Source organism: Shimia sp. SK013 (assembly GCF_001292625.1).
Classification (GTDB): domain Bacteria; phylum Pseudomonadota; class Alphaproteobacteria; order Rhodobacterales; family Rhodobacteraceae; genus Shimia.
On the sequence record NZ_LAJH01000009.1, the window covers coordinates 313,032 to 333,251 of the forward strand.

Here is a 20,220-nt window from a genome sequence, read left to right on the forward strand (position 1 = left end):
GCCGAACTCGGAGCGAGGGACAAGCGTGACTTTGTTCAACTGTGCTTGTCCGCTGGATTGCGCATGCCATCGACCTGGCAGTTCGGCCAGATTGAGCATGCATTGAGAGCACCGAATGTCCCGGATGTTTTGGAACAATTTGATGCCTGTGCCTTTGGCAGAGCGGTACAGGGCTTGGATCAGGTGGCCGCAAGCGGTGACACATTGTTCGTGGCGCCGCGAAATAGCTTACCCAATTGGCGCGATCGGTTTGGCGACACGCAATCTTTTGCGGCGTTGGAAGAGTTGCCATCGATCCTAAGGGGGCGGCAGGCCGTAGAGCCTCAAAACGTGGTAGGTGACCGGGTGAGTTTTATCATTCCCGTCGTTCATCCAAGCGGGGGAAATATTAAAGACTACAACGCGGTAGAGTGGTTGCTTAAGCAAACCATTCGCTCCTGCCTGTCGCAATCTCACGACGACATTTCGGTCATTGTGATGTGCCACAAAATCCCAGCGTGGGGCGATGCGATGGGATCGAAGGTGACTTTTGTTCTGCTGGGCGATGGTCCGGAGTGGACCGAAAACGTTTTGGATGTACGCGAGGACAAGGGCAAGAAACACCTGTTAGGCGCGCACCTGGCGCTCACCAATCATCGGGCGCGGGCGGTGATGTTCTTGGACGGCGACGATTTGGTGCGTCGTGATTTTGCGCAGCAGGCTTTGTCGGCGATGGGACAATCCGACGAAGGATTGGTTGTGACCCGCGGCTTTCATGCTGCGCTTCAAACCAATGGCGCAGGATTCTCTCTGACTGCTGCATTGCGCATCGACGAGTTCCACCACACCTGTGGCAGTTGCCGCATCTTTCTTGCCGAAATGCTTGCCGACAGGATAAATCGATGGTGGCCAGATTTTCTTTCACTGCCGCTGTTTGACGATACGGCGACGCTTTACACCCCTGACTTTGCGCGATTTTTGGACAAGGCGAAAAACAGCGCTGAAAACGAATTTGGCCTGTTGCGCGTCTTGGGTCGGCACGCTGCGCAGTCGATGGTTGCGGAGTTGACCCCGTGGCGGTCTCCGCTGGTGGCCAAAGGATGCGGGCACGGCAATCACGATGGCCCGCGCAAGGGCGATGTACACTGGAAACGCTGTGTCGGTGCGGCCGATCTGGCGGAATTTGCCGATGATTTCGCACTTGATCCGGCAGAGTTAGCGATGGAAGCAGACAGCAAAATGACCTTGTACGCGCGCGCCATTGCGCCGTTCAATTTGATAAAGCGCCTGATCTGATTGGACACGCCGACCGTGGCTGGCTTTTCCGCCAAAGCGTGAAATAGTGAACTCACAAGAAAAGGATGGCGATCTATGTGGGACCTTTATGCGCGAATTTGGCGCAACACCGGACGGGCACAGCTGACACTTGTGGTGCTTTCGCTGATCGTGGCCGCACTGGCCGCCGCACCGTTGCAGTTCCAGAAAGACATTATCAACAGTCTTGGGCCGGATTTGGAAATCGCTCAGCTGCTCTGGCTCTGTGGTGGCTATTTGGCGGTGATCATTGTCACCAACATCTTCAAATTTGCGCTCAACTACAAAAGTTCCGTTCTCGGCGAAGACATCATTCGTCGCATCCGAGCCAGTATCTATGGCGCCCACCATAACCCTGACACCAAACGAAAACCAAACACCGGCACATTGGCCACGATCATCGCGGCCGAGGCCGAGGAAGTGGGGCGCTTTGTGGGACAGGCCGTGGCGAACCCGCTTTTGCAGGTCGGCACATTGGTATCTGTGGTCAGTTATGTCGCCGCAACGCAGCCCTATCTTGGTGGTTTTCTGGTCTTAATCATCCTGCCGCAGGCCGCGATTGTTTTGGTCCTGCAGGAGCGGGTGAACCGGCGCGTAAAAGAGCGCACCATTGTGTTGCGACAGGCGTCTTCCGACATTTCCGAAGAAGAGGTGCAAAACATTCATCACGTGCAGGAAAAGATCCTGCAGGATTTTGACCAAATCTTCCTCACTCGGCGGGGTATTTTCAAACTCAAACTGTCGATGAAGATGGCCATGAACGTCATCAGCGGCATCGGCCTTGTGGGCATCTTATTGATCGGCGGCTTGTTGATGCGCGAAGGCCTGTCCGACGTCGGCACAGTGGTTGCGGCAATTTCAGCGTTGGAGCGGATCAACGGGCCTTGGCGGCTGTTGTTGAACTTTTACAAGGAGTTGAGTGCAGCGCGGGTGAAATTCGAGTTGATACTCAAGTCAAGCGATGCCTTTGATCAGCCAAAACCAGTGACAGTAACAAAAAAGGCGTCCTAAAAGGACGCCTCTCAAATTGGACAGGGTAGGGTGCCTTACCGGCCCCAATTGCGAATAGGCCCACAATCCATGTGCACAAAATTTGATCCGGAATAACGTCCGACACCACCAGCGCGACATGCTGAGGCGGCTTTGGCCATCTGGTTCACCGAACGCGATGAGAGGCGGAGGTCAGCCGCCTTACCGGTCATATGCAACGAATTCTTGGCAACACCGCGCGACCGCGACCGCAGCATGGCGTTGGTCGCCGGGCTTCGGTAACCGGACAGCAACATGTAAGGTTCGCTAACATCCATAAGGTTATGGGACGCCGCCATAATGTCGATGGTGCGTGTGTCGATCGAAATCACATCATTGGACCGCCAGTCACGCATGAATGCGTTGATCTCTTTCACGGCGTCTTTGATGTATTTGCCTTCGACCCAATAAATTGTGTCCAGGCGTTCGCCCGTGCGGCCGGAGTACATGCGGATACGTCGGATATCGCCGCCGCCACGCAGAAAACCTGCTGCGTTGGAATATGTCGGTGCAGCTACGAGTGCGGTTGCTGCAAAGGCGCCCAATACCGCGCGCCTAGAAATGCTCGAAGAGCTGTTATCAATCATAGTTTCAGCGCCTGTCCCGTCGCTTGCCTGTTGCTGCGATGTTACGCAGCTCGTGAACCATCCCCACAGATGTCGGAAATTTATGACACACATGGATTCATGCTCCAAGAACTGTTTTCCACTTGATTTGCATACTGACCGAATTAGGCGAAAAATTGCTTAACAGGTGGCAATACGCTCATATAGGGGCCTCTGGCGCACAAACTGTTCGCTAAATGTTCTATAAAATTGACGACATGCAGCGCTTTTGACGGGTTTCCGGGCCACACTTTTCAGGGGGTTTGTGGTTTGAAGAAGTTGTGATTAGACAGCAAGTACGCAGTTAATGATGGTAGACCAAACAAACCGCCAAGCTGCGGACATAAAACAGTTCGAGGGTCAAAATATGTTGTTAGGGTTCCAACGCCACGTTGTGTCCAAAATCGGTGCAGCGCTTCTTGCGGGGACAGTTTTGACAGCCAGTCCGGCCGTCGCGTTTCCAGTATTCAAACAGGCCGTCGCGGAGGCTGCTGCGCACAATTCGAGTGTCGCCGCCTATTATAGGTCGGTCCAGTATGACGCCGTTTGGACCGCAGAGACCGAGATTTCCCGCGAGCGACGCAAAGCTTTGATCCGCGCTTTGGCCAATTCTGATGAGCATGGGTTGCCTGCTGCGCGTTACGATGTGGACGCATTGGTAGGCCAAATGGCGGCGGCACGGTCGCGCCGGGATTTGGGCCTTGTCGAAGTGGCGATGACGCAGATCTATCTTAAGTACGCGCGTGATTTGACGTCCGGCATGTTGGTGCCCTCAAAAATCGACGACGGCTTGGTGCGCAAAATTGCCTATCGCGACAAACAAGAGCTGATGGACTCGTTTGTGGCGTCCCAGGATCCAAACGGCTTTATGCAAGGATTGGCGCCTCAGACCCCTGAATACCTGCGGCTTAAGAAAGAACGCCTGCGCCTTGAGGGGCTGATTGCCTCGGGAGGTTGGGGTGCACAGGTTCCCAGCGGAAAATACGAACCCGGCGACTCAGGTGCATCTGTGACGATGCTGCGCGACCGGCTGATTGCATTGGGCTTTATGCAACGCTCGTCTTCCGCCAGTTATGATCGCACGATGGAAAAGGCTGTTCAGGCTTTTCAAATTGCCCACGGACTTGAGGCCGACGGCGTTTCCGGCAAAGGAACAATCGAAGAAATCAACCGCAGCCCCGAGCACAGGCTAAAGTCGGTTATGGTCGCAATGGAGCGGGAACGCTGGTTGGACAGGTCGATTGAGGGACGTGAAATCCTCGTTAATCTGGCCGACTTTACCGCCAAAATTTTTGACGACGGCAAACTGACGTTCCGCACTCGATCGGTTGTTGGGAAAAACCAATCAGACCGCCGCAGCCCGGAATTTTCGGATACGATGGAGCATATGGTCATCAATCCAACGTGGAATGTGCCGCGTTCGATCGCTACCAAGGAATACCTGCCGATGCTGCAGAACAACCCAAATGCGGTTGGGTATTTGCGTCTGGTGAACGCGCGTGGACAGACCGTTGATCGCAGTGAGGTGGACTTTAGCCAATTCTCCACGCGCAACTTCCCGTTTGACATGAAACAGGCACCGGGCAACCGCAATGCGTTGGGGCTGGTGAAGTTTATGTTCCCCAACAAACACAACATCTATTTGCACGACACCCCACAAAAGGCACTGTTTGCCCGTGAAACACGCGCTTACAGCCACGGGTGTATTCGCCTGCAACAGCCCTTTGATTTCGCCTATGCCCTGCTTGCAAAGCAGGAAGAGAACCCAAAGGAATTCTTTCATTCACGTTTGAAAACTGGACGTGAAACCAGAGTTGATCTTGAGGTCAACATTCCCGTTCACATCATTTACCGCACGGCCTACACCGAGGCCAAAGGGCCGGTGCAATACCGCCGTGATGTTTACGGTCGGGATGCCAAAATCTGGAAAGCGCTGGCCAATGAAGGGGTGGCATTGCCGGGTCAACAGGGATAAATAGCCCCCGGAGTGCATCCCGGGGAGAACCCATGACATACACCGTACATGAGATTGCAAAAGCCTTGGACTGCGAGGCTTTCGGTAACATCGACATCGTAGTTGAACGTGTTGCGGAACCAGCAAGCGCCAGTTCCACCGATTTGGCCTTGCTGACCAATCCAAAATTTGCGGACGGCCTTTCGCAGGGCCAGGCAAGGGTCGCGATGCTCTGGCCCGGCGCTGACTGGCAAGCCATGGGGCTGGAGGCGGCGATCATCCCAACACGTGGGCGATACGCCATGTCCGGTCTTTCCGAAATGATGGACCTTGGACAGCATTATGCGCCGGGCATCCATCCAACGGCACAGATTGATACAACCGCCGAGATCGGCGCCGATGTGCAAATCGGCCAATTTGTGGTGATCGGCCCGCGGGCCCGCATCGGTTCAAACTGTGTGATCGGACCGTTTTGCCATATTGGTGCGGACTGCGATTTGGGCGATGACGCGTTTTTGCGCGACCATGTTTCGATTGGCGCGCGGGTTTCTATCGGCGCACGTTTTCGTGCCCAACCCGGCGCGCGGGTCGGTGCCGATGGCATGTCATTCGTGACACCTGAGGAATCCGGGGTGGAAAAAGCCCGCGAAAGCCTCGGGGATCAAGGTGAAGTGCACAGCCAGACCTGGGCGCGCATTCATTCGTTGGGCGCCGTCACGATCGGGGATGACGTGGAAATTGGCGCAAACACCTGTATCGATTATGGCACCATACGTGACACGCGTATCGGCAACGGCACCAAGATCGACAATCTCGTGCACATTGCGCACAACGTAACGGTTGGCCACGATTGTCTTTTTGCCGCTCAGTCAGGCATCGCCGGATCAACGGTGATTGGCAACAACGTGGTTTTCGGCGGCCAAGTTGGCGTGACCGACAATACCACTATCGGTGACAACGTTATTGCCGGAGGCGGCACCAAGATCCTGACCAAAGTCGCAGCGGGACAGGTGATGTTGGGTTACCCTGCCGTCAAGATGGACACCAATCTGGAAATGTACAAAAGCCTACGCAGATTGCCACGATTTATGAAACAGATGGCGGAGCTTCAAAAATCTGTTTCCAAACGTGGGTCCAATGACTAAATCGAGTCGAGGCTTGGAAAGGATATCACATGAGCATTCAAGACAAGGTTATTGAAATCATTGCAGAACAGGCGGTTTTGGAACCTTCGGATGTGACCCTTGAAAGTACCCTCGAAGACCTAGGGATCGACAGTCTTGGTCTTGTAGAGAGCATTTTCGCAATTGAAGAAGCTTTTGATATATCTGTGCCGTTCAATGCCAATGAACCAAGCGCCAGCGATTTTGACATCTCATCGGTCGCGAGCATCATTTCCGGAATCCAGTCACTGGTTTCGGAGCAGGCCTAAAATCACACGCAGAACTGCGTGGGCAGGGATAACACTATGAAACGGGTGGTAATCACCGGAGCAGGAACGGTCAACGCGCTTGGCCACAATGTTGATCAAACGCTAGAGGCAATGCGCGAAGGGCGCTGTGGCATTGGGCCTTTGGACCTTCGAGATGTTGAACGGCTTGCGGTCCAAATTGGCGCGCAAGTACAGGATTTCGAGTCTGAGAAGCTGTTTAACCGCCAACAGATAGCGCTGTTTGACCGCTTCACACAGTTTGCTCTCGTCGCAGCGCGCGAGGCCATTGGTCAGTCAGGCTTGGAATTCCACGGCGATCTCGCCGCCAAATCAGGCGTTGTGTTTGGCAATTCCGGCGGCGGTATGCAGACGCTCGATGAAAACTACCGCACCGTGTATGAGGACGGCAAAAACCGGGTGCACCCGTTTGTGGTGCCCAAGTTGATGAACAATGCGGCTGCCAGCCACGTTAGCATGGAATTCAACCTCAAGGGACCCAGTTTTACGGTGGCGTCCGCCTGTGCCAGCTCCAACCACGCGATGGCGCAAGCTTTTCAGATGGTTCAAAGCGGCATGTCTCCGGTGATGATCACAGGTGGCGCGGAGTCGATGTTGTGTTTTGGCGGGGTCAAAGCTTGGGAAGGGTTGCGCGTTATGTCCAAAGACGCATGCCGGCCGTTTTCAGCCAATCGCAATGGCATGGTGCAAGGCGAAGGGGCTGGTGCTTTTGTTTTTGAGGAACTCGAGCACGCAAAGGCCCGTGGTGCCGACGTCCTCGCCGAAATCGTGGGTTTTGCCATGAGTTCAGACGCCGCAGACATTGTGATGCCATCCAAGCAGGGCGCGGCGCGCGCGATTTCCGGCGCACTGGAAAATGCCAGACTAAACCGCGAGGACGTAGGCTATATCAATGCGCACGGCACAGGCACAGCCGCCAACGACAAAACCGAATGCAGCGCTGTTGCGGATGTGTTTGGCCCGCACGCTGATGCTTTGATGATGTCGTCCACCAAATCCATGCACGGTCACCTGATTGGTGGTACCGGTGCAGTAGAGTTGTTGGCCTGTATTATGGCGGTGCGTGATGGCATTGTTGCCCCAACGATCGGCTACGAAGAAGCAGACCCGGAATGCGCCATTGACGTGGTGCCCAACGAAGCCCGCGACGCCAACGTCGAAGTTGCACTGAGCAACGCGTTTGCATTTGGCGGGTTGAACGCAGTGCTCGCACTTCGTCGGTTCTGATCAGTTACCCAAATAAAAAAGCCGCCTCAGGAGTGGGCGGCTTTCTCTTTATTTGAAAAGACTTAAGGATCAGTTTGGAACCGGAACGGCGTTGTCAAAGGCATTGGTGAAGCCTTTCAACGACATCGTGACTGTTACGATCTGATCTGGCGCAGCGGCGGGAACAATCACGATTGACGCCTCGGTACCGGCCTTAAGCGCTGCGATATCTTCTTCGGTCAATCCAACGCGCGAGATGCAGCCAACTTGGTTGCAAAAGGCAAACGGGTATCGCTGCGCATTCACACCATCAACCGTGATGGTCAATTGCGTAGGAAGAAGGGTTTCAAGCGGCACGATGATGGTCGCGCCGGCCACTGCGGTCCCATCAGGGACAGGCAGCTTGAACAGTGTTATCTCCGACAGAGGGCTGCCGTTTTGATCCTTCATCAACTGGTACAAACGGCAAGGGCGGGGTTCAGGACCGTCCTTGGCGCACTGAAGGTCCCAATCGCCGTGAATTACCGACGTGACATCTGCGGCCGTGCCGGTTGGAGCTTGCGGCGCTTGTTCGACCTTTTGGCCAACAGACAGCGAACCGTCTGACAGTGATCCAACCTGTGCAAAGGCCGGACCAGAAAAGACCGCGAAAACCGCGGCAACGAGGAGGTGGTAAAACTTGGGCATGAGATTTCCCATCAATAGCGTGAAGTTGTGTTCCGATTAGCATGCCCTTCATCGAATGTCAGAAAAAAGCGCAACAAAGATCGAGAGGGCGTCCGGGATTTCTATACTCGGAAATAAGATGCCTGCAAAAGACGCCGGTTGTTGGAATAAAAAAAGGGGCCCACAAGGTGGGCCCCTTTTAATTTCACTCCCCGTCGGACTGGCCGACTTATTCATTGCAGGGAAGCTACGAATTTATTTACGAACCGTCAACAGCAAGTTTCGGATTTTTCATTGGGATTTCGATAGGTTACTTGTTAACGAATTTGTCGCCCTATCTTGTGCAATTCAACACGGATGAAGGTTTCAGCCTGATTGGGCTATGCGGATTGAGGGCTGGCGACGGCGACCAACCCGGCCTATCTTGGCAATAAGCCGAAAGGCCAACAAAGATATTCAAAACCGGGGACGGATATGGACGGCAAAGTATTTATCGGCGGCGGCGGCGAAGGCTATAAGGACAAGCAGGGTCTGTCGCTCAAATATGCGAACCGGCACGGCCTTATTGCAGGGGCCACCGGAACCGGCAAAACTGTGACTTTGCAAATTCTCGCCGAAGGCTTTGCCAACGCGGGCGTTCCTGTGTTCCTGTCCGACGTGAAAGGTGATCTTTCGGGGCTGGCGGCTGCGGGCAGCGAGACGTTTAAACTGCATCAGGCGTTTACCGATCGCGCCGAACAGATCGGGTTTGATGACTATATCTATGAGTCTTTTCCGGTCACGTTCTGGGATTTGTTTGGCGATCGGGGGCATCCGGTGCGCACCACTGTGTCGGAAATGGGCCCGCTGTTGTTGGCGCGTCTTATGGAACTGACCGAGGCGCAGGAAGGTGTTCTTAACATTGCGTTCCGATTGGCAGACCAAAAAGGGTTGCCGTTGCTGGACCTGAAGGACCTGCAATCCCTATTGGTTTGGCTTGGTGAAAACCGGGGCGAAATTGCGTTGCGCTATGGCAATGTGTCCGTGCATTCCATTGGCGCCATTCAACGGCGCCTTCTGGTGTTGGAAAATCAGGGGGCGAGCAATTTGTTTGGCGAGCCGGCGCTGGATTTGATGGACATCATGCATGTGGGTGCCGACGGACGGGGACAGATCAATGTGCTGGCAGCCGACAAGCTGATGGGTGCGCCGCGTCTTTACGCAACCTTCCTGCTGTGGCTCTTGTCTGAACTTTTTGAGGAGTTGCCCGAAGTTGGTGATTCCGACAAACCCAAGTTGGTCTTCTTTTTCGATGAGGCGCATTTGTTGTTTGACGGCGCGCCCAAGGCCTTGGTCGACAAGGTTGAACAGGTCGCGCGTTTGATCCGCTCCAAAGGGGTGGGGGTGTATTTCGTCACGCAAAACCCCGACGATATTCCCGAAGACATCCTTGGCCAGCTTGGCAATCGCGTCCAACACGCGCTGCGCGCCTTTACTGCGCGCGACCGCAAAGCGTTGAAAATGGCGTCTGAAACCTATCGACCCAACCCTCGTTTTGACACCGAAGCAGCGATCCGAGAAGTCGGGGTCGGGGAGGCCGTGACATCGATGCTGATGAAAAAAGGTGTTCCGGGTATTGTGGAACGCACACTGATCCGCCCGCCGAGCTCACAACTTGGCCCGCTTGGTCTTTCAGAACGACGCGCAGTGATGGCGGCCTCGCCAATGGCCGGCAAATACGATCAATTGAAAGACCGACGCTCCGCCTATGAAATTTTAAAAGAGCGGGCGGACAAGGCGGCGGCGGCGGCGCAAGACGCTGAGGCCAAAGAAGAAGAGATGAGCGTGGCAGAGCGTGAATTTTCCTCGGCACGACGGTACTCAGGTGCGCGTGTGCGGCGGTCATCGTCGCGCACTTTGCGCGTCAGAGCCGATGATACGTTTGGCGAGGCCATGACCAAGATGGTTGTGAAGGAATTGTCCGGTACCACAGGCCGGCGCATTGTGCGCGGCGTGTTGGGCGGCTTGTTCAAGGGACGTTGATTGCGCCACCGAACTATTTAACAACAAAAAAGGGCGCCCCGTGGGACGCCCTTTTTCTTTATTTCTCCGGGATAAGACCCCTTGGACTGAACCTGAGCACCAAGAGCAAGATCACGCCCATGGTCAACAAGCGCATATGCGCAGCACTGTCGATCAGATGCTTCTTGAGCCCGCTGCCTTCAGCCATGCCGGATGTGATCAACTGCATCAACCACAGGCCCATAGGTTCAACCTGAACCCACAAGAACCAGATTAGAAAGCCACCCAGCACAGCGCCAAGGTTGTTGCCGGACCCGCCAACAATCACCATCACCCAGATCAGGAAGGTATAGCGCAGCGGCTGATATGTGCCGGGGGTCAGCTGACCGTCCAGTGTCGTCATCATCGCGCCGCCAATGCCGCACACAGCCGAGCCGAGTACAAAGATTTGCAGATGACGGTTGGTGACGTCTTTGCCCATGGCCTCGGCCGCGACTTCGTTGTCACGGATCGCGCGCATCATGCGGCCCCAAGGACTTTTCAAGGCGAGCTGTGCCATCACAAAGATTAGAACCAGCACAACAGCGAACAGAACCGAGTAGTTGAGTTTCACAAAGATCGACGAGGCTGTAGTTGGATCCAGACCAAGTCCTTCTGCTCGGCTTACAAAGGAAGTTGTGGCCTGCAAAGTGATTTCGTATGGACCTGGTCGCGGTATACCACTTACATTCTTCACTCCCCGTGCCAGCCAGTCTTCGTTTTTCATCACGGCAATGATGATCTCGGCGATGCCCAGCGTCGCAATCGCCAGGTAATCTGACCGCAGACCCAACGCCGTCTTACCAATCAACCAGGCCACACCAGCGGCCAGCAGACCGCCCATTGGCCAGGCGACGAGAACAAAATAATCTGGCCGTGGCAACTCGTCCGCTGTTCGGCCTAGTGCCCAGAAATTCAGGCCGCCCAGGTTGCCTTGCAGCGCAGGGTTGATGGCTTCGACCGCTTCCACAGCGGGATCAAAGATGCCGCGATAGATGAAGAACCCGATTGCAAGAATGGCCACGGTTGCGATGTTGCGCGCGCGACCCGCCGCCATGCGTTGGCGCACCATGACGGTGCCAATGATGGTGCCAGCCCCCGCAAGCAGAGCGATGACAATGCGCCACCCGCCCGCACTCCAGGCACCTTCAACAGGGGCCGCGGATGTCAGAACCACGGCCAAGCCGCCAAGCGCCACAAAGCCCATGACACCAACGTTGAACAGTCCGGCAAAGCCCCATTGCAGGTTCACACCCAGCGCCATGATGGCCGAAATCAGCCCCATGTTGAGAATGAGCAACGCGACGTTCCAGCTTTGCATAAATCCGGTCAACGCGATCATCGCAAAGACCAGCACGAAAAGAACGGTATTTTTCACAGGTTCGCTCATACCGATTTCCCCTTAAACAGGCCCGTCGGCTTAAACAGCAGAACCACAATCAGGATCACAAAGCTGACGGCAAATTTATAGTCTGTGCTGAGAAGCTGCACGAGGCTGGAGGGTTCCAGATTTTCGGGCATCAAATATTTCAACACTTTCTTCCAAGCATAGGTGATTGTGACCTCGCTAAAGGCAATCACGAACCCACCGGCGATGGCGCCAAGCGGGCTGCCAAGACCGCCGACAATCGCTGACGCAAAGATCGGCAGCAAAAGCTGGAAGTAGACAAAGGGTTTGAAGGATTTATCCAGACCGTAAAGCACACCGGCGGTGGTCGCGAGAGCGGCCACGATCAACCATGTGTACATTACCACGCGTTCGGGGTTGATGCCGGAGAGCAGCGCCAGATCTTCGTTGTCTGAATAGGCGCGCATGGATTTACCGGTGCGCGTGCGGTTCAGGAACCAGAACAGCAACACCACACAGATGATCGCCACCACAACCGTGATGCCTTGCGTGGTTTTGATCGCCAGACCTTCCTTAAGGCCCGTCATCGCCTTGAACTCGCGAACCGAGATGATGAACCGCTCGCCATCTGCGAACTTTTGATCGTTCGGCCCAATGATAAAGCGCACCAGACCGTTCATGATGAACATCACGCCCATCGACACGATCACAAGGATCACGGGTTTGGCCTTTTGTTCTCGATAGAACCGATAGACCACGCGATCGGTGATAAGCATCAAAGCCATGGTGCCAAGAATGGCAAAGGGCAGGGCAAGCAGGGCGGTCGGTAGAACGCCAAAGCTCATACCCATCGACTGGAACCACCAGGTGATCAGCACGGCAAGCATGGCGCCAAACGCCATGGTGTCGCCATGGGCAAAGTTGGAGAACCGCAGGATGCCGTAGATCAGCGTCACCCCCAGCGCGCCAAGCGCGAGCTGACTGCCGTAGGCAATCGCGGGGATGATGACAAAGTTGGAAAGCGCCACAATGGCGTTAAGGAAGTCCATTAGTTCAACACCTCGCATGTGCCAGTCATGAACACGAAGTCATTTCCGGCTGAGGAAACATACGCACCGCGTCCAGAAGTCTGAACGGTGATGTACGTGTCAGTATCGGTCCCAGCAAAACGCAACTCTTCGCTGCCTTTCAACTGCTGAAAACACTCCATACCGTCGCTGCCTTCAAAGCTTGCGACCAGCGGGCAATCGTCACCCACGTTTTCGTCCCACACTCGCAGCGTTTGAGTGCCGCTGCTAAGGTTGGACTCCACTTGGCAAGTAACCAAATAGTCCGTGGCACCCACTGTGGAGCAAGACGACAACAAGGCAATTGCGGCTGCTGGGAGAGCTGTATTCTGAAGATGTGCTTGCATCAATCAGCCCCCCAAGAACGACTTGCGGACTTCTTCGTCCGCGAGCAGGTCTTTGCCAGTGCCAGTAAAGGCATTGCGCCCCTGAACCAGCACATAGCCTTTGTCGGCAATTTCCAACGCCTGACGGGCGTTTTGTTCGACCATCAGGATCGGAATGCCGGTGCGGCTGACCTCGATGATGCGGTCAAACAATTCGTCCATCACGATGGGCGACACGCCTGCGGTCGGCTCATCCAGCATCAGAACCTTTGGCTGGGTCATCAACGCGCGGCCCACGGCCACCTGTTGACGCTGACCACCTGACAGCTCGCCCGCAGGCTGGTTGCGCTTGTCCTTAAGGATCGGGAACAGGCCATAGATCTGCTCCATTGTGTCGGCAAAATCATCCTTGCGAATGAACGCGCCCATTTCGAGGTTTTCTTCGACCGTCATGGAGCCAAAGATATTGTTGGTCTGCGGCACAAACCCCATGCCTTTTGACACGCGCACTTGCGGGCTGAGATTGGTGATGTCTTCACCATCCAGCCGCACCGAGCCTTGGCGCAGGTTCAGCATGCCAAACACAGCTTTCATGCCCGTAGATTTGCCAGCACCGTTCGGGCCAACAATCACGGCAATCTCGCCCGGGTTCACGGCAATCGTGCAGTCATGCAGGATGTCCGGCCCGTCTTTGCCATAGCCACCGGTCATGCTGTCGCCGACCAGAAACGCGTCTGTTGTGTTCATTTCTTTGCCAGTCCCGACAGCAGGAGTCATCTCTCCGCCGCCTTTGGGATTGGTGATCGAGGCATCTTTGTTGCCACGATCGTCTTGATACGGATTGCCCGTCATCACTCACTCCCCGCTGAATTTGCACTGTCGCTTTGCAGCCGTTTTACCGACGTTCTGCAGCGTCTCATGCGTTCAGCTTTTCCTTGTTTTTAAGCCCGGTGCCGAGGTACGCCTCGATCACCTGTTCATTGGCCTTGATCTCATCCAACGTGCCTTGGGCAAGCACTTTGCCCTCGGCCATACAGATCACCGGATCGCAAAGGCGGCCGATGAAATCCATGTCGTGTTCGATCACCACAAAGGTATAATTGCGCTCTTTGTTGAGCCGGATAATCGCATCGCCAATGGTGTTCAGCAGCGTGCGGTTCACACCCGCGCCGACCTCGTCCAAGAACACGATCTTGGCGTCCACCATCATCGTGCGGCCAAGTTCCAGAAGCTTCTTCTGACCACCGGAGACCTGACCGGCCTTGTGGTCGGAAAGATGTTCAATGGTAAGAAATTCAAGCACTTCGTCGGCCTTGGCCCGCAATGCGCGCTCCTCATCCGCGATGCGTTTGCGGCCAAACCATGTGTTCCAAAGCGTTTCACCAGATTGCGCGCCGGGCACCATCATCAGGTTTTCGCGGCAGCTCATCGAGCTGAATTCATGCGCGATCTGGAACGTCCGCAGCAGGCCCTTGTGAAAAAGTGTGTGCGGCGGCAGTCCAGTGATGTCTTCGCCGTCCATGGTCACGCGACCGGACGTTGGTTCAAGAACGCCAGCGATTACATTGAAAAGAGTGGTTTTTCCGGCACCGTTTGGACCGATGAGACCGGTGATGGATCCCGGTTCGATACGAAGGCTGGCACCGTCAACAGCACGAAAGCCCCCAAAATGTTTGTGAACGTCTTCAACGACGATCATGTTACACCCCCTGCACAGTTCATTGCTGCGCGTTATATATTGAAAAACAGCCCGGACAAGCCGGGCTGTTTTCGAGTTCGGATCAGTAAGCGATTAGCGGTACTTAGCCGTGGTAATTGCGCCGCCGTCGATGACGATCTGGCGGTAGTTACCAGCCGACTCACCTGCGCCGATCAGCTCAACAGCAGTTGCACCGACATAGTCGATTTCACCGCCACCAGCGATAATTTCCAGCGCTTTGGCCAGCTCACCAGGGAAGATCTGCTCGCCGGGTGCGTTAGCAACATCCATGACTTTGCCTTTGTAGTCAGCTGGGTCAGAAGAGCCTGCCGCCTGCATCGCCAGCATCATCAGAGCTGCCGCGTCATAGCTTTCTGGTGTGAAAGGCGAGGTTGCGTCAAACGCGCCAGCGACCAGTTCTTCGAACTTGGCGGCACCTGCGCTGTCAGTGCCAGGGTGCTGACCGGTGGAGCCTTCGATTTCGTCGCCGAAGTTCTCTTCCAGTTTGGCGCCGATCATGCCGTCAGGGAAGTGGAACGTGTCAAACGCACCAGAGTCAATCGCGGCACGAACGATGCCGGAACCACCTTGGTCCACATAACCCGCGACAACCAGACGATCACCACCAGCGGAAGCCAGCGCACCAACTTCAGCCGAGTAGTCGGCTTTGCCATCTTCGTGGGCTGCGTTGATTGTCACTGTACCACCAGCCGCTTCGAACGCAGCCTGGAACGCATCAGCAAGACCCTTGCCGTAGTCGTTGTTGGTGTAAGTGACGGCAACTTCTTTGATGCCTTCTTCCATCAGAACCTCGGTCATGACCACGCCTTGACGCGCATCCGAAGGTGCGGTGCGGAAGAACAAACCGTTGTCTTCGTTGTTCATGTGGCTCAAGCCTGGAGACGTCGCCGAAGGAGAGATCATCACAACACCGTTGGCCAGCGCCACGTTGTTCAGGATCGCACCAGTCACACCGGAGCAGTCCGCGCCCATGATGCCTTTTACGCCATCTGATGTGATCAGACGTTCGGCTGCGGCCGAAGCAGCGGCGGCGTCAACACAGGTGGAGTCAGCACGCACAGGCATAACAGTAGAACCGCCCAGCAGCTTGCCGCTGTCGGAAACTTCTTTCATCGCCAGTTCAGCGCCGTCCGCCATGGAGGGCGTTAGAGATTCAATCGGGCCGGTAAAGCCCAGAATGATGCCCAGTTTGATGTCTTCGGCCGATGCGGCCCCTGCGATTAGCGCGGTCGCTGCCGTCGCCATAAGCATTTTTTTCATTTTTACACTCCCGTTTCGTTTTTTAACTGCCGCGAGCCTAAGCGGGGAGTTTTCAAAAGAAAAGAGGCAACTGCCCAAAACTTGATCACACGAGGCAGGTGTTTGATGCTACCGTTTTAGGAGTTGCCGAAGGCCTCTAAATGGGTGGTTAATTATGTCATATTTCAAATACTTATATCGATGTCTTTTAGTGACGGTGTTCTCGGCTTTTGTGACGCCAATGGCGAGTGACGCGGCGGAAGCAATGACCTTTGAAGCTGTGGTAACCAAACTCAAGACACCTTGGAGTTTTGGATTCCTTCCAGACGGCGGCCTTTTAATCACGGAGCTTGGCGGGAAGCTGATCCATATCGGCCCAAACGGAGGACGCAGCACAATTGCCGGCGTGCCCAAATCGCAGACCAAAGGGCAGGGTGGTTTGCTGGATGTGTTGGTACCGCGTGATTTTGAACAGCGGCGGGAAATTTTTTTAACCTTCGCGAAAAAGCAGCCAAACGGCGAAGGCACTGCGGTCGCACGCGGTCAATTGAACGTAGACGCTAAGCGCTTGTCGAATGTGAAGGTGATCTTTGAGATCAGCGAGGGCAGCAGCGGTGGGCGTCATTTTGGCAGCCGATTGGTCGAAGCTAATGATGGCACGCTTTTTGTCTCTGTCGGGGATCGCGGAGATCGTCCCTCTGCCCAGGATCTTGACCGTCACAACGGGTCAATCTTGCGTATCACCCGAAGCGGTGATCCGGCATCTGGCAATCCGTATCTTGGGCGCAGCGACGCGCGGGATGAAACCTGGTCCTTCGGGCATCGCAATCCACAAGGTATGGCGCTGGATCTTGAGGGACTGCTTTGGGCCGTTGAACACGGCGCCAAGGGCGGCGATGAAGTCAACCAAATCGAAAAAGGCGCAAATTACGGGTGGCCTGTGATATCATATGGCCAGCATTATTCAGGTGGCAAAATTGGCGAAGGCACCAGTAAAGCGGGCATGAAGCAACCCGCACATTATTGGGATCCTTCCATCGCGCCTTCGGGCATGATGATCTATTCTGGCAAGTTGTGGCCGAAGTGGCGGGGCCACATGTTCGTGGGTAGCCTCAAGTTTGACTACATCTCCGTGCTGTGTTGTTCAAACCTAACCGAAACAGACCAAATCAAATCCAATGAGACCAAACGCGTGCGCGATATTCGTGAAGGTCCTGAGGGCGGTATATGGTTTTTGTCAGAAGATCGCGGAACGCTTTACCGAATGAGACCAACCCCGTAATGTTTCAGAACAATCAATTGACCAAATTGGAAATTCCCATGCTCAGAATTCTTGCCGTGATCTTGGCCAGCGCCCTTTTGGTGCCAAACACCGGCGGTGCACAAACAAACCAGCGCACCCAGTTCAATGAAGGTCTGGCCAATTTCAACGAGTTGGTGATGCAACGTAAGATCGGCGATGCCATCGACTTGATCCGGACTGATCTTAACATGAGCGCTGAAGAGCGCGGGGCCATCAACAGCCAGATGCAACTGTTCTTTGAAGAAGATTTTTTGGGATCTGCGACGGTGCGTTCGCAAGCACTCAAAAACGGCTTCCGGCAGGAGCTTTTGTCATATTGGACGTCTGACGGCGACTATCTTTATATCTATCTTTTCATGCATTCGCGGGAAAACATCCGCAAGATTTTGGACATCAGATATGATTTGGATTTCCACGACTTAAACGCATTGTTCTGACTAAATCGAAAGCCGTGCCGATTGCGTGCCACGCTCGCGATACGGCGTGGTTTCGTAATGCGCACGGTAGCATTTTGAGAAATGGCTGGGCGAGGCAAACCCACAGGCCAAGGCCACGTTGATCACGCTCATATCGGTTTGCATCAACAGATTACGCGCCTTTTGCAGCCGCAACTCCATGTAATAGCGTTTCGGAGAGCGGTTCAGATATCGGCGGAACAACCGTTCCAGCTGACGGGTGGACATGCCAACCTCTTTGGCCAACAACGACGGGCTTATCGGTTCTTCGATGTTGGTTTCCATCATCTGGATAACCATGCTCAGCTTTGGGTGGCGCACGCCGATGCGGGTTGGCACCGACAGGCGTTGCGTGTCCTGATCTGTGCGGATCGAGCTATAAATCTGCTGATCCGCAACCCAATTGGCGATCTCATCACCAAGATCCTTGGCGATGATCTGCAAAAACAGATCAATCGACGACGTTCCACCAGCGGTGGTCATCCGGTTTCCATCGATGGTGAACACCGATTTGGACAGCTCTACATCTTCAAACTCTTCACTAAAGCTGTCTTGATTTTCCCAGTGGATGGTCGCGCGCTTGCCATCAAGCAATCCAGCTTTTGCCATGGTAAATGACGCGGTGCAAAGGCCAGCGATCGAAGGCCCTTTTCGAGCCTCGCGACGCAACCAGTTCAAAAGACGTTTGGTAGTGGCCGCCTGAATGTTTATCCCGCCACACAAGACAATGGTGTCGTCCCGACGGGTTTCGCCAAGCTCTTCGTCCAGTTTGAACTCGGTTTCGGTGGAGCAAGACACCGAGTCACCATTTTCGCCAGCCAGCACCCAAGAATAGTGTTTGCGGCCCAATCTTCGATTGGCGAGACGCAGACAATCCACCGCCGAGGCAAAGCTTAGGAGGGTAAAATCATTCAAAAGCACAAACACAAAGCGTTTTGGCTTCTGATCTCCCGTAGAAATATTTGTCATGGAAGTGTCTGACATTTAAGCCTTTTCCCCTGCAAGGCGACAGAGCCCCTCAGCCCGGTCTAGGCAACGACTTTAGCGCTATAAACGCAGGTGCAGTCAAGAGCCGAATTTAGCATATAGCGCTATCATAAACCCACATGTATAACGCGGGCTCTGACTGTCTAATTGGAGTAAAGACAATGGCTGAATGGCAGAAATCTGACTGGCGCAACAAGCCCCGGATCCAGATGCCTGAGTATATGGATGAAGCAGCGCTGAAGGCCGTCGAGGCCAAGCTCTCCAGCTATCCACCATTGGTCTTTGCCGGAGAGGCGCGCCGCCTGAAAGCCCAACTGGGTGCCGCGTCTCGCGGTGAGGCCTTTTTGTTGCAGGGTGGGGACTGCGCCGAGAGTTTTGAACAGTTCTCTGCCGATGGCATCCGCGACACGTTCAAAGTGATGCTTCAGATGGCGATGGTGCTGACCTATGGCGCCAAGGTTCCGGTTGTGAAAGTGGGCCGTATGGCGGGTCAATTCGCCAAACCGCGCTCTGCGCCAATGGAAACTGTTGATGGCGTTGACCTGCCCAGCTATCGCGGCGACATCATTAACGAGCTGGCCTTCACGCCTGAATCCCGCATACCCGACCCCCAAAAAATGCTTCAGGCCTACACGCAGGCCGCAGCCACGCTGAACCTGTTGCGCGCATTTTCAACGGGTGGCTACGCAGATGTGCATCAGGTGCATGCCTGGACGCTTGGGTTTACCGAGGGAGAAAAGGCCGAGACATACCGCGATATGGCCAACCGTATCAGCGATACCTTGGATTTCATGCGCGCTGCTGGTGTGACGTCGGACAAGATGCATTCGCTGCAAACTGTGGATTTCTACACAAGTCATGAATCGCTCTTGCTGGAATATGAAGAGGCGCTGACGCGTCTGGATTCAACATCGGGCAAATGGCTCGCTGGGTCTGGTCACATGATCTGGATCGGCGACCGCACCCGTCAACCAGACGGTGCCCACGTGGAATTTGCACGCGGGGTTCAAAACCCGATTGGCCTGAAATGTGGCCCAACTACAACTGCTGAGGACCTCAAGGTTCTGATGGAAAAGCTGAACCCGGAAAACGAGGCTGGTCGACTGACCTTGATCGCGCGTTTTGGCGCCGGCTCTGTCGGAGAGCACCTTCCCCGGTTGATCAAAGCCGTCAAGGAAGAGGGCGCAAATGTGCTTTGGACCTGTGACGCGATGCACGGCAACACAATCAAATCGGCCACGGGGTACAAAACCCGTCCGTTTGAAAGCGTGCTGCGCGAAGTTCGGGAATTCTTTGGTGTCCACAAGGCTGAAGGTACCATACCGGGCGGCGTGCATTTCGAGATGACGGGTCAAGATGTCACCGAATGCACAGGCGGCGTTCGTGCGGTGACCGACGAAGATCTGTCAGCCCGCTATCACACCGCGTGTGATCCGCGGTTGAACGCGTCGCAGTCTTTGGAACTGGCCTTCTTGGTGGCTGAAGAGCTTTCGGCGATGAATGAAACGCGGCAAGCCGCCGCCGTCTAACAT

General features: G+C 54.9%; 19 protein-coding genes. 10 read left to right on the forward strand and 9 right to left on the reverse strand.

Features of this window, described 5'->3' with window-relative positions:
- The first annotated feature begins 63 nt into the window (after positions 1-63).
- Together SHIM_RS19860 and SHIM_RS04040 are read left to right on the forward strand one after the other, a co-directional pair.
- Positions 64-1,275, forward strand: a complete 1,212-nt coding sequence (locus SHIM_RS19860; protein ID WP_062946298.1) for a glycosyltransferase family A protein — start codon at positions 64-66, stop codon at positions 1,273-1,275.
- A 75-nt stretch (positions 1,276-1,350) separates the two neighbouring features.
- Positions 1,351-2,304 (forward strand): ABC transporter transmembrane domain-containing protein, encoded by a 954-nt coding sequence (locus tag SHIM_RS04040; protein ID WP_054001322.1) that lies wholly within the window; start codon positions 1,351-1,353, stop codon positions 2,302-2,304.
- A gap of 35 nt (positions 2,305-2,339) precedes the next feature.
- Here the strand turns inward: SHIM_RS04040 and SHIM_RS04045 are convergent, their stop codons facing one another.
- Positions 2,340-2,909 (reverse strand): YcbK family protein, encoded by a 570-nt coding sequence (locus SHIM_RS04045; protein WP_054001323.1) that lies wholly within the window; start codon positions 2,907-2,909, stop codon positions 2,340-2,342.
- Positions 2,910-3,294: 385 nt separating this feature from the next.
- Between SHIM_RS04045 and SHIM_RS04050 the strand changes: the two genes are divergently transcribed.
- The 4 genes from SHIM_RS04050 to SHIM_RS04065 are packed head-to-tail and all read left to right on the forward strand — an operon-like array spanning position 3,295 to position 7,558.
- Complete coding sequence (locus SHIM_RS04050; RefSeq protein ID WP_054001971.1) at positions 3,295-4,902, forward strand: L,D-transpeptidase family protein; 1,608 nt, start codon at positions 3,295-3,297, stop codon at positions 4,900-4,902.
- 32 nt (positions 4,903-4,934) lie between these two features.
- Positions 4,935-6,026: a UDP-3-O-(3-hydroxymyristoyl)glucosamine N-acyltransferase gene (lpxD, locus tag SHIM_RS04055; protein WP_054001324.1), complete on the forward strand. Its 1,092-nt coding sequence runs from the start codon at positions 4,935-4,937 to the stop codon at positions 6,024-6,026.
- A 29-nt stretch (positions 6,027-6,055) separates the two neighbouring features.
- The gene (locus tag SHIM_RS04060) at positions 6,056-6,313 is read left to right on the forward strand and encodes an acyl carrier protein (RefSeq protein WP_054001325.1); all 258 of its coding nucleotides are present in this window, start codon (positions 6,056-6,058) and stop codon (positions 6,311-6,313) included.
- Positions 6,314-6,349: 36 nt separating this feature from the next.
- A complete protein-coding gene (locus SHIM_RS04065) occupies positions 6,350-7,558 on the forward strand; it encodes a beta-ketoacyl-[acyl-carrier-protein] synthase family protein (RefSeq protein ID WP_054001326.1) in 1,209 nt (402 codons plus the stop codon).
- 69 nt (positions 7,559-7,627) lie between these two features.
- Here the strand turns inward: SHIM_RS04065 and SHIM_RS04070 are convergent, their stop codons facing one another.
- Positions 7,628-8,224 carry an invasion associated locus B family protein gene (locus SHIM_RS04070; protein ID WP_054001327.1) on the reverse strand — a complete coding sequence of 199 codons (597 nt, stop codon included), beginning with the start codon at positions 8,222-8,224 and terminating at the stop codon, positions 7,628-7,630.
- A gap of 453 nt (positions 8,225-8,677) precedes the next feature.
- On the opposite strand from SHIM_RS04070, the gene SHIM_RS04075 reads away from it, so the two are divergent.
- The gene (locus SHIM_RS04075) at positions 8,678-10,225 is read left to right on the forward strand and encodes a helicase HerA-like domain-containing protein (protein ID WP_054001328.1); all 1,548 of its coding nucleotides are present in this window, start codon (positions 8,678-8,680) and stop codon (positions 10,223-10,225) included.
- Positions 10,226-10,283: 58 nt separating this feature from the next.
- Here SHIM_RS04075 and SHIM_RS04080 read toward each other — a convergent pair whose 3' ends face one another.
- The 6 genes from SHIM_RS04080 to SHIM_RS04105 all read right to left on the reverse strand — a co-directional run bounded on the left by SHIM_RS04080 (position 10,284) and on the right by SHIM_RS04105 (position 15,964).
- On the reverse strand, positions 10,284-11,633 hold the full coding sequence (locus tag SHIM_RS04080) for a branched-chain amino acid ABC transporter permease (RefSeq protein ID WP_054001329.1): 1,350 nt from the start codon (positions 11,631-11,633) through the stop codon (positions 10,284-10,286).
- Positions 11,630-12,640, reverse strand: a complete 1,011-nt coding sequence (locus tag SHIM_RS04085) for a branched-chain amino acid ABC transporter permease (RefSeq protein ID WP_054001330.1) — start codon at positions 12,638-12,640, stop codon at positions 11,630-11,632. Before SHIM_RS04085 ends, SHIM_RS04080 begins: the two co-directional genes overlap by 4 nt.
- Positions 12,640-13,005, reverse strand: coding sequence for a hypothetical protein (locus tag SHIM_RS04090; RefSeq protein WP_152926443.1), 366 nt, complete (start codon positions 13,003-13,005; stop codon positions 12,640-12,642). The genes SHIM_RS04085 and SHIM_RS04090 overlap by 1 nt, the downstream gene beginning before the upstream one ends.
- 3 nt (positions 13,006-13,008) lie before the next feature.
- The gene (locus SHIM_RS04095) at positions 13,009-13,836 is read right to left on the reverse strand and encodes an ABC transporter ATP-binding protein (RefSeq protein WP_082358276.1); all 828 of its coding nucleotides are present in this window, start codon (positions 13,834-13,836) and stop codon (positions 13,009-13,011) included.
- 64 nt (positions 13,837-13,900) lie between these two features.
- Positions 13,901-14,683 (reverse strand): ABC transporter ATP-binding protein, encoded by a 783-nt coding sequence (locus SHIM_RS04100; RefSeq protein ID WP_054001332.1) that lies wholly within the window; start codon positions 14,681-14,683, stop codon positions 13,901-13,903.
- Between the two features lie 93 nt (positions 14,684-14,776).
- Positions 14,777-15,964: an ABC transporter substrate-binding protein gene (locus SHIM_RS04105; RefSeq protein ID WP_054001333.1), complete on the reverse strand. Its 1,188-nt coding sequence runs from the start codon at positions 15,962-15,964 to the stop codon at positions 14,777-14,779.
- A gap of 220 nt (positions 15,965-16,184) precedes the next feature.
- Here SHIM_RS04105 and SHIM_RS04110 point away from each other — a divergent pair, with 220 nt between their 5' ends.
- Complete coding sequence (locus SHIM_RS04110) at positions 16,185-17,225, forward strand: PQQ-dependent sugar dehydrogenase (protein WP_241488810.1); 1,041 nt, start codon at positions 16,185-16,187, stop codon at positions 17,223-17,225.
- A gap of 38 nt (positions 17,226-17,263) precedes the next feature.
- Positions 17,264-17,683 carry a hypothetical protein gene (locus tag SHIM_RS04115; RefSeq protein WP_152926445.1) on the forward strand — a complete coding sequence of 140 codons (420 nt, stop codon included), beginning with the start codon at positions 17,264-17,266 and terminating at the stop codon, positions 17,681-17,683.
- Here SHIM_RS04115 and SHIM_RS04120 read toward each other — a convergent pair whose 3' ends face one another.
- Positions 17,684-18,670 (reverse strand): GlxA family transcriptional regulator, encoded by a 987-nt coding sequence (locus SHIM_RS04120; RefSeq protein WP_446740596.1) that lies wholly within the window; start codon positions 18,668-18,670, stop codon positions 17,684-17,686.
- Between the two features lie 179 nt (positions 18,671-18,849).
- On the opposite strand from SHIM_RS04120, the gene SHIM_RS04125 reads away from it, so the two are divergent.
- A complete protein-coding gene (locus SHIM_RS04125; RefSeq protein ID WP_054001337.1) occupies positions 18,850-20,217 on the forward strand; it encodes a class II 3-deoxy-7-phosphoheptulonate synthase in 1,368 nt (455 codons plus the stop codon).
- Positions 20,218-20,220: the final 3 nt, after the last annotated feature.

Excerpts from the sequence above, each read along its gene's own strand:
- SHIM_RS19860 (WP_062946298.1), top strand. The coding sequence starts at position 64 with ATGCCATCGACCTGGCAGTTCGGCCAGATTGAGCATGCATTGAGAGCA.
- SHIM_RS04040 (WP_054001322.1), top strand. The coding sequence starts at position 1,351 with ATGTGGGACCTTTATGCGCGAATTTGGCGCAACACCGGACGGGCACAG.
- SHIM_RS04045 (WP_054001323.1), bottom strand. The coding sequence starts at position 2,909 with ATGATTGATAACAGCTCTTCGAGCATTTCTAGGCGCGCGGTATTGGGC.
- SHIM_RS04050 (WP_054001971.1), top strand. The coding sequence starts at position 3,295 with ATGTTGTTAGGGTTCCAACGCCACGTTGTGTCCAAAATCGGTGCAGCG.
- lpxD (WP_054001324.1), top strand. The coding sequence starts at position 4,935 with ATGACATACACCGTACATGAGATTGCAAAAGCCTTGGACTGCGAGGCT.
- SHIM_RS04060 (WP_054001325.1), top strand. The coding sequence starts at position 6,056 with ATGAGCATTCAAGACAAGGTTATTGAAATCATTGCAGAACAGGCGGTT.
- SHIM_RS04065 (WP_054001326.1), top strand. The coding sequence starts at position 6,350 with ATGAAACGGGTGGTAATCACCGGAGCAGGAACGGTCAACGCGCTTGGC.
- SHIM_RS04070 (WP_054001327.1), bottom strand. The coding sequence starts at position 8,224 with ATGCCCAAGTTTTACCACCTCCTCGTTGCCGCGGTTTTCGCGGTCTTT.
- SHIM_RS04075 (WP_054001328.1), top strand. The coding sequence starts at position 8,678 with ATGGACGGCAAAGTATTTATCGGCGGCGGCGGCGAAGGCTATAAGGAC.
- SHIM_RS04080 (WP_054001329.1), bottom strand. The coding sequence starts at position 11,633 with ATGAGCGAACCTGTGAAAAATACCGTTCTTTTCGTGCTGGTCTTTGCG.
- SHIM_RS04085 (WP_054001330.1), bottom strand. The coding sequence starts at position 12,640 with ATGGACTTCCTTAACGCCATTGTGGCGCTTTCCAACTTTGTCATCATC.
- SHIM_RS04090 (WP_152926443.1), bottom strand. The coding sequence starts at position 13,005 with ATGCAAGCACATCTTCAGAATACAGCTCTCCCAGCAGCCGCAATTGCC.
- SHIM_RS04095 (WP_082358276.1), bottom strand. The coding sequence starts at position 13,836 with ATGACGGGCAATCCGTATCAAGACGATCGTGGCAACAAAGATGCCTCG.
- SHIM_RS04100 (WP_054001332.1), bottom strand. The coding sequence starts at position 14,683 with ATGATCGTCGTTGAAGACGTTCACAAACATTTTGGGGGCTTTCGTGCT.
- SHIM_RS04105 (WP_054001333.1), bottom strand. The coding sequence starts at position 15,964 with ATGAAAAAAATGCTTATGGCGACGGCAGCGACCGCGCTAATCGCAGGG.
- SHIM_RS04110 (WP_241488810.1), top strand. The coding sequence starts at position 16,185 with ATGGCGAGTGACGCGGCGGAAGCAATGACCTTTGAAGCTGTGGTAACC.
- SHIM_RS04115 (WP_152926445.1), top strand. The coding sequence starts at position 17,264 with ATGCTCAGAATTCTTGCCGTGATCTTGGCCAGCGCCCTTTTGGTGCCA.
- SHIM_RS04120 (WP_446740596.1), bottom strand. The coding sequence starts at position 18,670 with ATGACAAATATTTCTACGGGAGATCAGAAGCCAAAACGCTTTGTGTTT.
- SHIM_RS04125 (WP_054001337.1), top strand. The coding sequence starts at position 18,850 with ATGGCTGAATGGCAGAAATCTGACTGGCGCAACAAGCCCCGGATCCAG.